Annotated in this window: 9 protein-coding genes; 8 read left to right on the top strand and 1 reads right to left on the bottom strand. The window is 42.9% G+C overall.

Going from position 1 to position 13,481, the window contains the following annotated elements; translation table 11 throughout:
* Positions 1-36: 36 nt before the first annotated feature.
* The 4 genes from ACSLUR_RS07055 (at position 37) to ACSLUR_RS07040 (ending at position 7,186) form a co-directional block, all read left to right on the top strand.
* Entirely contained in the window at positions 37-1,353 is a 1,317-nt protein-coding gene (locus ACSLUR_RS07055; protein WP_448553117.1) for an efflux RND transporter periplasmic adaptor subunit, read from the top strand.
* Positions 1,350-4,496 (top strand): efflux RND transporter permease subunit, encoded by a 3,147-nt coding sequence (locus tag ACSLUR_RS07050; protein ID WP_448553115.1) that lies wholly within the window; start codon positions 1,350-1,352, stop codon positions 4,494-4,496. Before ACSLUR_RS07055 ends, ACSLUR_RS07050 begins: the two co-directional genes overlap by 4 nt.
* Positions 4,497-4,533: 37 nt before the next feature.
* Complete coding sequence (locus ACSLUR_RS07045) at positions 4,534-5,676, top strand: PQQ-dependent sugar dehydrogenase (protein ID WP_448553113.1); 1,143 nt, start codon at positions 4,534-4,536, stop codon at positions 5,674-5,676.
* A gap of 196 nt (positions 5,677-5,872) precedes the next feature.
* Positions 5,873-7,186 carry a hypothetical protein gene (locus ACSLUR_RS07040; protein WP_448553111.1) on the top strand — a complete coding sequence of 438 codons (1,314 nt, stop codon included), beginning with the start codon at positions 5,873-5,875 and terminating at the stop codon, positions 7,184-7,186.
* Here the strand turns inward: ACSLUR_RS07040 and ACSLUR_RS07035 are convergent.
* Positions 7,170-8,021, bottom strand: a complete 852-nt coding sequence (locus tag ACSLUR_RS07035; RefSeq protein ID WP_448553109.1) for an HDOD domain-containing protein — start codon at positions 8,019-8,021, stop codon at positions 7,170-7,172. The two genes, ACSLUR_RS07040 and ACSLUR_RS07035, sit on opposite strands and share 17 nt — an antisense overlap.
* 138 nt (positions 8,022-8,159) lie before the next feature.
* Between ACSLUR_RS07035 and ACSLUR_RS07030 the strand changes: the two genes are divergently transcribed.
* The 4 genes from ACSLUR_RS07030 to rplM all read left to right on the top strand — a co-directional run bounded on the left by ACSLUR_RS07030 (position 8,160) and on the right by rplM (position 13,479).
* Positions 8,160-9,035: an ATP-grasp domain-containing protein gene (locus ACSLUR_RS07030; protein ID WP_448553107.1), complete on the top strand. Its 876-nt coding sequence runs from the start codon at positions 8,160-8,162 to the stop codon at positions 9,033-9,035.
* A 200-nt stretch (positions 9,036-9,235) separates the two neighbouring features.
* The gene (locus tag ACSLUR_RS07025; protein WP_448553105.1) at positions 9,236-10,984 is read left to right on the top strand and encodes a hypothetical protein; all 1,749 of its coding nucleotides are present in this window, start codon (positions 9,236-9,238) and stop codon (positions 10,982-10,984) included.
* Positions 10,985-11,854: 870 nt separating this feature from the next.
* Entirely contained in the window at positions 11,855-12,850 is a 996-nt protein-coding gene (locus ACSLUR_RS07020) for an aldose epimerase family protein (RefSeq protein ID WP_448553103.1), read from the top strand.
* A 200-nt stretch (positions 12,851-13,050) separates the two neighbouring features.
* Positions 13,051-13,479 carry a 50S ribosomal protein L13 gene (rplM, locus tag ACSLUR_RS07015; RefSeq protein ID WP_116001331.1) on the top strand — a complete coding sequence of 143 codons (429 nt, stop codon included), beginning with the start codon at positions 13,051-13,053 and terminating at the stop codon, positions 13,477-13,479.
* The last annotated feature ends 2 nt before the right edge of the window (positions 13,480-13,481 follow it).

Genomic DNA, 13,481 nt, shown 5'->3' with positions numbered 1-13,481 from the left:
GAAAGTTAATATTTTAATAAATTATGGTGTCGCTCAATGTCTAACTCTGCTGTTAATCAATCTACGCCTAAACGCCAAAAGCGTATGGTGCCCTTACGCTATGTGTTAACGCCAATTGCGATAATATTTGCTGCCATCATCGTCTTGATTCTTGTGGGTATGATGGCGCCAAAGCCGCCGAAAAAGCCGGTTGAAACTCGTGCGCCACTCGTTGATGTACTAGCGCTTAGCCCTACCGATGTTCAATTTACCATTGCGAGTCACGGCTCTGTGATGCCACGCACTGAAACCGTATTGATTTCAGAAGTGTCAGGTATGGTTAGCCAAGTATCTGATAAGTTTGTCGTTGGTGGCTTTTTTAGAAAAGGTGAACAGCTGCTTAAAATAGATGACGACACCTACCAAGTGGAAGTACTGCAAGCGCAATCGCGCTTAGAATCGGCAGAAGCTGAGCTGGTTTCAGAACAAGCACGCTCTGATCAAGCAAAAGACGAATGGCTACTAACCGGTAAAACACTTGAACAAGCGCCAATCCTTGCGTTGCGTATTCCCCAGCTACAAAAAGCTAAAGCCGATCTAATTGCCGCCCAAGCCGATTTACGAGAAGCGCAGCGAAAACTGGCGCGTACTAGCATTGTTGCCCCATACGACGCGATGTTAAAAGCTAAACGTGTTGACGTTGGCCAGTACATTACCATTGGTGCTGCACTAGCCGATACATTTGCCATTGATTATGCCGAAGTGCGTTTGCCAGTAAAACTGCGCGATGTGCCGTTTCTTGATTTACCGAAAATTAATCAAGTGCGTAGTGAAGGCTCTGCCGTGGAACTTTTCTCAGAGGTTGATAACTCTCGCCAAACGTGGGAGTCATTTTTAACCCGCTATGAAGGGGTTGTCGACACGTCATCTCGTGTTCATTACGTGGTTGCCCAAGTGGTTGATCCTTATGGTGTGCTTGACCTTAATTCAACAAACGAAATTCGCATCGGCACCTTCGTTAATGCCAAAATCACTGGTAAGTCTGTTGATGGTGTCATCGCAATTCCACGAGCCGCCGTGCATGGCGCGAATACTATTTACCTGATTGACGAAGCCAACAAGCTACATATCAAACAAGTACCAGTGCTGCGCTCTGACTTTGATTATGTCTATTCTCAGCAAGCGCTAGCAGCAGGTAATCGCCTAGTGCTGACCAACTTAGAAACCCCTGTTGAAGGAATGACATTGCGCGTTAATGGCGAGTGGCAGCCTGAGCAAAATAGTGAAACTGAAGAACAAGTTGCTAGCGATAACAATGCTGAAGAAAGTGATCAAGAAAATGCGGAAGTAAGTGCTGAGGGAACAGGCGTATGACACAAGTAAAAGAAGAATTTACAGGGATCATTGCTTGGTTTACCCGTAACAGTGTCGCTGCCAACTTGTTGATGGTGTTCATTCTAATTGCTGGGTTTATCTCGTTTCAGGGCTTAAACAAAAAAATGTTTCCTGAATTTAACCCCAATAGTATTCAAATTGTAGTGCCGCACTTAGGAGCAGCGCCGGAAGAGGTCGAACAGTCAGTTATTCTCAAAGTCGAAGAAGCAGTTGAGAATATTGAAGGCATCAAACGCATGGTTTCGACTGCTAGCGAAGGGGTTGGCCGCGTTGTTATTGAGTTGCAGTCTGGTTACTCAATGGCTGAAAAGTTAGACGAAGTACAACAGCAAGTTGATGCCATTACCACTTTCCCTGAACAAGCAGAAAAGCCGATAGTGACGCGACAAGAGTTTAAAGGCCAAGTTATTTGGCTATCGGTAAGCGGCAATATGGACAGGCGTGCCCGCCAAAACATGGCGCAAGATGTTCGTGATGAACTAATGGCATTGCCCAGTATCAATAGTGCAGAAGTGGTCGGCAGTCGTGATTATGAAATCAGTATTGAAGTGTCTGAAGAAAAGCTTCAGCAATATGACCTGACTTTTGACGAAGTAAGCGCTGCGGTTAGACGCTCATCAATTGATTTACCGGGCGGTACCATTAAAACGGTTGGTGGTGATATTTCTTTGCGTGTTGAAGGACAAGCCTATACTGGTCAAGAATACGGTGACTTGGTACTGCGCACCGCTGCAGATGGCACCCGTTTAGTACTTGCAGACGTTGCTAATATTGTTGATGGCTTTGTCGAGAGAGAAGACTTCGCACGATTTAACGGCGAGAACACGTCGAGCATTATGGTGCAGTCAACCGGTGATCAGAACGATTTAGAAATCGCCGAACAAGTACATGCCTATGTTGCTAAGAAGAACGAGCAACTGCCGCAAGGGGCTAAACTCACCGCGTGGGGAGATTCCTCTTTTTATCTGAAAGATCGCCTAGACATGATGATCTCCAATATGATGTTGGGGGCGTTATTAGTGTTCTTGGTGTTAACACTATTTTTAAGACTGCGCGTTGCTTTCTGGGTAATGCTGGGTATTCCCATCAGCTTTTTTGGTGCCTTTATTTTAATGCCAATTATGGGCGAGTGGTCGGTCTCAATTAACCTGCTTAGTTTATTCGCCTTTATTATGGTGCTCGGGATTGTGGTTGATGACGCGATAGTGATTGGCGAAAGTGCCTACACAGAAATTCAGCGTTCGGGCCATTCCACTGACAACGTGATTAAAGGCACGCTTCGCGTTGCCATGCCTGCCACCTTTGGTGTGTTAACAACAATTGCTGCGTTTGCGCCACTGTTATTTATTGATGCGACATTTGCTGCGTTTTTCCGTGCTATCGCGCTCGTCGTCACTTTTTGTCTGATATTCTCGCTAATTGAATCAAAATGGATATTGCCAGCGCATTTAGCGCACATGAAATACGTGCCGCTAAAAGATAACCCCAATGCCTTTGAGCGCTTTCAAATGCGCTTCAAAGCAGGCCTAGACAATTTTATTCATAACACCTACAAACCTCTACTAGAAAAAGCTTTAGTGGCTCGCTACAACACAATAGCAACCTTTATTGCAGCGCTACTGTTAGCGCTTGGGTTAATTATTGGCGCTTTTGTCAAAGTTGAAGTCTTCCCGAATGTACCGAGTGATTTTATTCAAGGTAATCTAACCTTGGTCGATGGCAGCGCAGTGAGTGAGCGCAACAAAGCGATAGAGCGTATCAAGCAAGCGGCGTTTGATGTTGCCGAAGAGAATAAAATTGACGGCGTTTCGTTTATCAAGCATTCCATGGTTTTTACTAACGGCAATACCAGTGCGAGCTTTTTATTGGAGCTAGTCAAGCCTGAACAACGTGAGTTAAACGCTTATGATATTGAAAAACTGTGGCGTGAAAGAATTGGCGAAATCCCTGGTGCAAAAGAAATTCGCTTTTTTGCCGGTACTAACGTTGGCGGTGGTGCCGCGTTGGAGTTTCAGTTAACGGGTCGCAATGATGTTGAACTAGAGGCGGCGGCAGAGCGAATTATGGATAAACTAGGCGCTTATGATGGCGTTTATGATATTCGCAACTCGTTTAGTCGTGGCTCGCAAGAAATTAAACTGAGCATTAAGCCGGAAGCGGAAGTGCTGGGTTTAACGCTTTCAGACTTAGCGAAACAAGTGCGTCAGGCATTCTATGGTGAAGAAGCGCAGCGTATTCAACGTGGGCGCGACGAACTTAAAGTGATGGTGCGCTATCCAAAAGAAGATCGATTATCGGTAACGGATCTAGAAGATATGTGGATTCGTACCAGCAGTGGCGAGCAAGTGCCCTTTTATCAAGTGGCTGATATTAGCTTAGGGCAAGGGTTTTCAACCATTACTAGGGTGAATCAAAAGCGCTCAATTACGGTGTCTGCGGATATCGATAGTGAGAAAATTGAATCGCGCAAAGTGCTTTCTGAAATGAATGAAGAAATCATTCCAGATATTTTGGCGGATTACCCATCGGTTAGCTACGGTGTTGAAGGAGCAAGTAAAGAGCAGGCTGACTTCTTGCGCCAACTTGGCATTGCCGGCTTAGGCGCGCTGTTCTTAATTTATGGTTTAATAGCCATTCCAACTAAGTCTTATGTGCAACCCTTGGTGATTATGTCGGTGATCCCGTTTGGTATTATCGGTGCTATTGTTGGGCACTTTTTATTGGGTAAAACCATTAATATGATGTCGATTTACGGGTTTATTGCATTGACAGGGGTTGTGGTTAACGACAGCTTGATATTAGTCGACTTTATTAATCGTGCTAAAGGCTCTGGCCAACGCATGATCGACGTTGTTATTAACGCCGGTACGGAGCGCTTTAGGGCAATACTGTTGACCTCGCTAACAACCTTCTTTGGTATATTCCCGCTTTACTTTGAAGGTAGCTTGCAGGCGCAGTTTATTATCCCAATGGCGATTTCACTAGGTTTTGGCATTATGTTCGCGACAGTTATCACCTTGTTCCTAATTCCCGCCTTGTATTTAATTAAGGAAGATATTCAAGGACTATTTACAAAAAAGAATACCAACTTGGGTGATGCTAACCAAGCCCCATTGTCGTAAGGCTTGGAGGCACCCATAAAATAAAAAAGAGATAGTTATGATGAATAAGCTTTTAAAACAATCGCTGTTCCTTGGTGCGATAACGATATCAGCAGTTTGTGGTGCCTTTGAAACCCCACAAATTGCTGACAATAGTGATCAAAAGCATTACCAAGCCAAGATGTACGCTAAAGGCGTTGAGATTCCTTGGGGAATGGCACAATTGCCAAGTGGCGACTTACTAGTGACTGACCGCAAAGGCGAATTACGAGTTATACGCGATGGTAAATTACTCGCCGACAAAGTGGGCGGGCTACCTGAGATTGTCGCCCAAGGACAGGGTGGCTTGCTGGATATTGCTTTGCACCCTGATTACGAAAAGAATGGCTGGCTCTACATCACGTTTGCGAGCCCTCAAGGGGAAGGTGAAGGTACAAACACAGCCTTAATGCGCGCTAAATATGACGCCAAAAACATTACTATTACGCATCAAAATATGCTTTACAAAGGCAGTGATAATACGACTAAACGCCACCACTTTGGTAGTCGAATTGCCTTTGATGATAAAGGCTATGTTTACTTCTCTATAGGTGATCGTGGTGAACGCGATCGCAAGCCGCAAGATTTATCACTTGATGGCGGTAAAGTGTATCGTCTTCACGATGATGGCCGCATTCCAACAGATAACCCATTTGTCGGGCAAGCAAATGCAAAAACTGCGACTTATTCATATGGTCATCGCAACCCGCAGGGCATGGCAAAGCACCCGAAAACAGGTGAAATTTGGTTACACGAACACGGACCTAAAGGTGGTGATGAAATTAACTTAGTGGCGGCAGGTAAGAACTATGGCTGGCCAGTGATCAGCTATGGGGTTAATTACAGTGGCAGTAAGTTTACCGAACTCACTGAAAAGCGTGGCATGGAGCAGCCTTTGCACCATTGGACACCTTCCATTGCACCGTCAGGTATGGTGTTTGTTACCAGTGATAAATATCCGCATTGGCAAGGTAAAATATTAGTGGGCTCGCTGAAATTTCATTACCTAGTGCTGGTAGATGTGACGGAAAATAGCGTTAAAGGTCAATCAAAAGTATTTGAAGGTATCGGCCGAGTGCGCAGCCTTATGCAAGGTAACGATGGCTATTTGTACGTGGGTACAGATGGCGGCGGTATAAAGCGTATTGAGCCTAAAAATTAATGGGCATTTAACCTAGCTGAATATACTTAATGATTGCGTTTTAGAATGCTAGCTCGCTACCAACATGCGAGCTAGCACTTGCTTTATGTTGTTAAAGCACTTTGCATATTTTTAACAAAAAAGTTCCTTATTTTCAGAAGCTTGGGAACTAGAATTAACTGTTTCCATACAATAATAATTTTAAGTTATTAATTAAATGAATATTTCTCGCGTTCTTACCGCGTTTTTCTTGCTGTGCAATACTGCTATTGGTGCTTCGTTTGACGTAGAAGACCCCCACATTTGTAAGCATACCTTGGCTAAATACAAACAGCCGATAGCGCAACAAAATTCAGCGCTTGATGGCTTAATCAATGCGGTGTTGTTACATTGCCAAGATCAGCATCAAGCCTCCATTGAGGCATTGAGCCCAGTGCTATCAAAGCCCGCAGACTTGTCTAGCAAACAACTGACTTACGCCTATATATTGCAAAGTGTTAATCTAAATAATATTGCCGATGACAATAGCTGTGCGGCTGCAAAGCTTTCGATGGCGCATGGCATGAACAGCAATAGCGAGCTGCTTTCTATTCGTGCTGAGTTGAATTACTTCTCGTTCTGCAATGTTTATGACGACAATACTCAACATGCATTGAAGCGCTTATATGAGCTTAATCAAATCGCTGCTGATATGGATAGTTTGAGCTTACAATTGGTGATTCACAACCAGTTATCATTTGTGTATTACATGTTAGAGCAAAACCAGCTTTCTGCTGAAGAAGCAGAAAAGGCACTGGCATTAAGTGAACAATTGGCTGCGGATGACTACTTGCTCACTCTGTTTAATCTCATCGATGCATACTTGGATGCAAAAGAACTTAGTTTGGCAGAGCAACGTTTGGCATTGTATGAAGAGCGCTTAACGAGTTCACAAAGTGAATTCGAACACTACTTGTTTCATTATGCAAAAAGCTATTTAGCTTACCTGCAAGCTGATTACCGCAAAGTATTAACAGTGCAGAGCCAGTACTTTGAGAAAACTGATTTCCGCTCTCCCTCGTTTGATGAGAAATTAGCAATTCTTAAGGGCTTGTCGTGCTGGCAATTAGCCCAGTACGAATGCATGGAGCAGACAATAAAACAACACTTTTCGCAATATATTGCTAATGATGGTGAACAAGCAATTAGCCGTTTAGGGCTTTATGAGTTGCTTATTCATTGGCACACATACCAGCAAGATCACCGCTCCTTAAATAAGGCACAGCAAGGTTATTTTAATTTAGCTAACGATAAACTTATTCGGCAGCAGCAAGCGGCCAAAGTGTTAGGGGTTGCTAAGCTCAATAATGAAGTGATCCGGTTAAATTCGGAAGGTGTTCATAAGCAATTAGTGGCGCAAAACCAGACATTGCAAAACTACCGAGTACTTATCGGTGTTATTGGCGCTTTATTGATGATAGTTACGCTGGCTTACTTACATTTACGTCGCAGAGTAAGCCAACAAGTGTTAAGAATTAACGAGTTGAAGTGAGTACTTCGTCGAGGTCTTCTAATAAATCTTGATAGTCATATTCATCGCAGTCTAGTACGGTGAATATGCTGTCTTGCAGGTATTGCCAGTCTGATGACGGCCTGAAATATTTGTGCTGGTGAACAATATTTTCCGCCATTTTTAAAATCGCAAACGCAAGTTGCGTCTCGCTACCGTCGAGTTTCGCAAGAAAGTCTCTCTCGTGGTGACGCAATATTAACTGACAAATATCTGGTGGTAGGCGCCATGACGTTGCGACGTAGTAACCTATCGTTGCATGACTCACTTGATATGCCTTTTCTTCAATTTTAGTGATCACTTCACTAGGGTTCTTTTCTGCGAAATCGAGCACCTGCTGATAATTGTTATACTTGATTGCCATCACTGGAATACCGCAGTCGTGAAACAATCCAAGTGTGAATAGTTTTTCTTTGGCTATTCGTCGGCGGAGCTTTTGCCCAATAAATACCGCAGTGTTAGCGATATTGCTGGCGTTATCCCAAAAGCTTTCAAGCGATATGCTACAGCCCTGCTGGTTAAAACTTTTTCGAATTAAGTCACTGGTGACTAACGAAACAATACCGTTAAGGCCGATATATTTTACAGACTTTGGAATGTCAGCTATTTTCCGGGATAGACCGTACAGCGGGCTATTAATGGTTTTAAGCACTTTTGCACTTACAGAAATGTCTTGAGCAATAAGCTCGGCAATTTCGTCTAAGTTCGGTTCACCTTGTTTGACTTTTTCTTGCAGCTCGAGCAATAAGCTCGGCTGAGCTGGAACAGAAAAACCACGGCCAATGTCTTTTAAAACCGACTCGTCAACTTGTAGCATCTTAGGTTGAAAATCATTTGAAAATACAGATATCCGCCTATAGTAAAACGACCGATAAAAAAAATCATGCCCAATGTTTGTATTCAATAGTTTTTAATGCAATATAAAGCCCGAAAAGCAAAAAGAACGAGAGCAAGAATGAAACGTTGTGCAATTTTATCGATGGACAGTTTGGCCGATTTTGAAGCTTATGATCACCTGCTTGAAGAGCCATTGGCCGAACTTGGCTGGCAAGTGCAAATGGTTTCTTGGCGCGATGAACAAGTTGATTGGGATGATTTTCATGCAGTGATTGTGCGTTCCCCTTGGGATTATCAAGACGATGCTGACAAATTCATCGCCGTACTTGAGAAGATAGAGCAATCCACCGCTCACCTCGAAAACAGCCTAGCGGTGATGAAGTGGAATATCGACAAACGCTATCTAAAAGAGCTTGAAGCAAAACACGTCAATATCGTGCCAACGTTATGGCGAGAGCACTTTGATGGTAGTGAGATTCCGGCATTTTTTGAACATTTTGGTGTCGAACAAATTGTCATAAAGCCGCGAATCTCAGCTAACGCTGATAATACTTTTTGGCTAAAAAAAGCTAGTTATCAAGACAGCTTAGCGGCATTAACAGAAGCCTTTGCTAGTCGTAATTTTATGATTCAGCCGTTTATGGCAAGCGTTATTGAGGAAGGTGAGTTTTCACTGTTTTATTTTGATGGCAACTATAGTCACGCGATTTTAAAAACACCTAAAAAGGATGATTTTCGCGTCCAAGAAGAGCACGGTGGCCGTTTGGCAACAATTGAACCTGAGCCAGAATTAGTGCGTCAAGCAAACCTCTCACTTGCTGCAATTAGTGATATGCCATTATACGCGCGCGTCGACTTTGTGCGCAGCGGTGATTCATTTGCGCTCATGGAAGCTGAGTTAATCGAACCTTCATTGTATTTTAATATGGATAAAGACTCAGCAGCGCGATTTGCCCAAGCTTTTGCCGCAAAGATGCAAAAGTTGTCAATATAACTCCAATCAATAACCCTTATTACGAGCTAATGCTATTGAAATAATTTGTTAAATTCGCTAGCGTAGTAGGTTGCATGTTAAGCACTTTTTTAGACTAAATCGTGCTTGTTACCTACTTACGCTGGGTTAACTCGAGGTTAATCATCTCACTCTTACATGCATGCTAATCACTAAAATAACAAAAATAACGGATTATTGTGATGTTACGAGCTTTAGTATTCTTACTCCCTTTGGCCTTATTGGGCTGTGGTAGCACTTCTGATACCAATCAATCAAGTACTTACTCTGCGCCAGCCAATGTTGTTGTTTTAAACTATTATCCTAATTGCCCTTATCATGTGCTTGGTGAGGTTTCTGGCTTTAGCGGGATTTCAGCTTCTGAGCACCAGCAGTTAAAAAGTAAACCACGCAATGCCAAAATTTCATCTAAGTTGGCAAAGAATTCGGTAGATGAAGCTATTTTACAGCTGAAACAGCGCGCTGAAAAACTAGGTGCTGATGCCATCGCAATTACGGATTATCAAACAACGCAAATTAGAATCCGAACCCAAGAAAATCGAACAATTAAAGCAAAGCGTCACAGAATGACGGCAGAAGCTATCGTATTGTGTCAGGACAAAGAGACCCTAGCCAAGGCAACTGGTGGAAAGATTACTAATTTTAATGCCAAAGGTGAGTCAAACATTGCTTTGCTTAAGTCTGGTGCTATCACTACAGCTGCATTAGCGCTAACTGATTCGACACTAAACAATTCTACATTTACCGATTCCAAATCAGCAATTGCGCCAACATTCAATTCGGCAACAAAAGTAGTGGCAGAACAAGCGGCAGATACTGTTTTAGCGACTCAGACAAAGCGACAAAAAACGCCCAAACAACTGACATCTCAAAGATTAACGCCGCGACGCGCAATTCCGCGCAGAAGCCCCACTACTGAACAAAGCATAGCTGACCGCGCTAACGTTGAGCGAGTCGCAAATACTGCCAACACAAAATCGCAGGGTAACGCACAAACAGCCAGCTTTAACGTGGTTACAAGTGCATCGCAATTAAATGAGAATATAGATGTTAATGGTGACATTTTAGGTGCTCAGCTGGGCTGGAATAAACGACAAGTTACAGCACTTTTAGGAGAGCCTTCAGCCATTATTAAGGTGTCTGGCAAGCAAAGCGCATTCCTTTACGGGCGCAAACATTTATTCCTATTTGATCGCGACACCTTTGTTGGTTACGAGCATTCGGACTGGCTATTACCGCTCCATTTAAGCAATCGAATTCCTTTGCACGATGCATTGTACGGTGCTGATATTACCATTGATAAAGAATTGGAAATAGGCAGTACATTATCGCAGGTGAGTAAGGCGCTGTATCTAAAAGCCCCAATATTGCGCTTTAATACCCTGCGTGTTCAGGGACGCAAAACATTAACGAGATTATATTTCAACGGTAACACCTCGGCGGAAAAAGCAAATGATAAACAGCTGAGCGGTATCTCAATATACTTTAGAGGGTATCAGGAATTTGATTGGCAAGGTGTTGTTGCTTTGGCAAGCAGTACAACCTTTATTGATTTAACCGAAGGCTTATTGGAGAGCAAACGGAAGATTTCTAAAGATGATGTTGTCGATACCCTAGGACTGCCGACCATTACTATTCCTAAAGCGAGAAACAAAGACGTATGGGTATATGGCAACTCGCTGATTGTCGACTTTGTCCGTGGCAATATGATCAAGTACACACTCGAAAGTAATAAATATCAGTCGCAGCGCAGACCATGTGTGCAATGTTTGTATGTAGGTCAACCGCGCACCGAAATCCCTAACCGATTTGTCACTCAGCGTACGTCAAGTCAGTTAACGCTTGAGAATAATGGCTTTTCTTACTTAGTGAACCTTTCTGAAGACAGCACGCCAAAAGTTGATGAAGTACAGGTTTTTATCAAGCAGTAGAGAAAAAATAGATAAAAAGAAGCCCACATAATGCGGGCTTAAGGTAGTGGGCTTTCCCGTCAAGGAAGCTGTCAAAGTAACATGTGATAAATGTATCACTTACACATTTCACTGGGAGTGAACTGGTTTCATTCCTAACGTATCAAGTTAGGGTGCTCAGCCAACCAACAGTGCTATCTGAGGGCACACATGACACTGTCGGCTGCTGAGCTTGCTTGGAAACTTTTCTTTGTAAATATGACTTAACGTATAACGCTCGAATCGACCTGTATTCGCCAATTCATATTCGTTAATCCATATTTACCATCATAGAAACTGTTGCTTATCTGTATATTCCGATAAGCTAAACGTGCTGAAAAAGATACCTAAAGGCAATTAATTTGTATTGGCTAGGGGGATAGCCATTGAAGCTGGGCTAATGCTTCACAAATCATACAACTGCCTGTCGGTATCAGTTGGGCTTCAGCTCCAAGATTGCTCTTGGTATTTTCTAATCGTGGTCTATCATAACAGCTAAAAAACAAAAGTAAACCCAAATGAGAATTATTTTTATTTAATTTGTGTCATTTCTTTTGACAGTGTGCTTTACAGCTGAATTTAAGAACTCGTTAAAAGGTGAGCGTGGCAATTCTACTCGCCTATTTCCTTATACTCTTGCTTACTGTCTGCACTAAATTCTTTGCTAGAGTTGTTTTATGTTGTTTTGACTAAACATTACGTCATAAGCAAATGACATAACTTGCTGTCATAACCTTCAAAATATTCTGCCTTCGTGATCTTTATTAATTCGTTGAACCTAATTTCAAAAGCCAGCTAATATAGAAGAAAACAAAGTGTGGCAATAGTCACCGAAAATGAAAGGGTAGATGTATGGAGTTACGTTCCTTCGTACTTTGTAACGACGCAGGTGATGAAGTTTGTATTTCTAATTACGGCGCTCGTTTATTGCAATGGCATACCGACGTATTCGGTCAAGACCGCAATATTATTCTTGGTTATTCAACGCTTAGTGATTATTTAGATGACCCGTTTTATCATGGTGCGATAGTCGGTCCTTATGCTAATCGCATTGGTGGCGCAGCGTTTTCTATTGATGATCAGGAGTTTGCTTTACAAGCCAATGAAGGCTCGAACCATTTGCACGGCGGTGACAAGAGTATCAGTCACATGTGTTGGGAGTTAGTGGCGCAAGAAACGCAGGTGCTGACACTAAAATGTGAATTGGCAAATGGTCATAATGGTTATCCTGGCGCAATGGTATTTTGGGTAACCTATCACTTGAACAACGACAGCTCGCTAGATATTGATATGAAAGTAATAACTGAGCAAGCAACCGTGGTCGGTCCAACAACACATCCTTACTTTAATTTGGCCGGTGTTGGTGAAAATGCGTCAGGGCATATTTTGCAAATATTTGCCGATAATTTTACCGAAGTCGATGACGCCAATGTACCAACTGGTGAAATATGTCCAGTTGATGGTACGAATATGGATTTTCGACAGCCACGCGTGCTTGATCCTCAACAGCCTAAAGATAATCTGGATCATAATTTTGTCGTCAGCAGACCCGCTGATGAATCTCACGGCGTGTTGATCAGCCCTGATAAGCAACTACAGCTTCATGTATCGAGTGGTTATCCTGGTTTACAAGTGTATACAGGCAAATATTTAGGCGGTAAGTTTGAAAGCTTTGGCGGTATTTGCTTAGAGCCACAATTCTTCCCAAACAGCCCGAATATCGACAATTTCCCTTTTTATCTCACCACGCCAGAAGAGCCCTTTAGAATGCGTATTAGCTACAAGTTAGTGAAAAACCAGACAGAGGGTGACAATCCAGCCTCGCTGGAAAGTGAAAAAGCCGACTAACACTATCAAAAGATTAAAAATTGTACGTGATCTTTTAAAAAGAGTTCTGTATAATCCTGCGCTCCCTACGTTACAAAGCTTATTCTTTCCCGAGAGTAAGCAACGGGCTCGATACTCGAAGGGGTAAACGCGTAGCCTTTTGAACCGATAACGCTAGGGCGTTATCAAGTTTAGTAACATTTTTATTTGGGTTTTTATAAATGAAAACTTTTGTAGCAAAACCAGAAAGCATTGAGCGCGACTGGTTTGTAGTGGACGCTGAGAACAAAACTCTTGGTCGTATCGCTACTGAAATTGCGCGTCGTTTACGCGGTAAGCATAAGCCAGAGTACACTCCTCACGCAGACACAGGCGATTACATCGTTGTTGTTAACGCTGAGAAGGTACGTGTAACAGGTAACAAAGCGAAAGGTAAAATCTACTACTCGCACACTGAGTTCCCTGGTGGTTTGAAGCAAATTAGCTTCGAAAAGCTTATCGACAAAGCGCCTGAGCGTGCTATCGAATTCGCAGTTAAAGGTATGCTTCCTAAAGGTCCTTTAGGTCGTCAAATGTACCGTAAGTTAAAAGTGTATGCTGGTCCTGAGCACAAGCATGCTGCACAACAACCACAAGTTTTGGAGCTGTAACC

It is taken from the genome of Thalassotalea montiporae (genome assembly GCF_053485855.1).
Note: the sequence above shows the minus strand (reverse complement) of the source record. Positions and strands in the feature narration are given on the sequence as shown.

Excerpts from the sequence above, each read along its gene's own strand:
- ACSLUR_RS07030 (WP_448553107.1), top strand. The coding sequence starts at position 8,160 with ATGAAACGTTGTGCAATTTTATCGATGGACAGTTTGGCCGATTTTGAA.
- rplM (WP_116001331.1), top strand. The coding sequence starts at position 13,051 with ATGAAAACTTTTGTAGCAAAACCAGAAAGCATTGAGCGCGACTGGTTT.
- ACSLUR_RS07020 (WP_448553103.1), top strand. The coding sequence starts at position 11,855 with ATGGAGTTACGTTCCTTCGTACTTTGTAACGACGCAGGTGATGAAGTT.
- ACSLUR_RS07025 (WP_448553105.1), top strand. The coding sequence starts at position 9,236 with ATGTTACGAGCTTTAGTATTCTTACTCCCTTTGGCCTTATTGGGCTGT.
- ACSLUR_RS07040 (WP_448553111.1), top strand. The coding sequence starts at position 5,873 with ATGAATATTTCTCGCGTTCTTACCGCGTTTTTCTTGCTGTGCAATACT.
- ACSLUR_RS07045 (WP_448553113.1), top strand. The coding sequence starts at position 4,534 with ATGATGAATAAGCTTTTAAAACAATCGCTGTTCCTTGGTGCGATAACG.
- ACSLUR_RS07035 (WP_448553109.1), bottom strand. The coding sequence starts at position 8,021 with ATGCTACAAGTTGACGAGTCGGTTTTAAAAGACATTGGCCGTGGTTTT.
- ACSLUR_RS07050 (WP_448553115.1), top strand. The coding sequence starts at position 1,350 with ATGACACAAGTAAAAGAAGAATTTACAGGGATCATTGCTTGGTTTACC.
- ACSLUR_RS07055 (WP_448553117.1), top strand. The coding sequence starts at position 37 with ATGTCTAACTCTGCTGTTAATCAATCTACGCCTAAACGCCAAAAGCGT.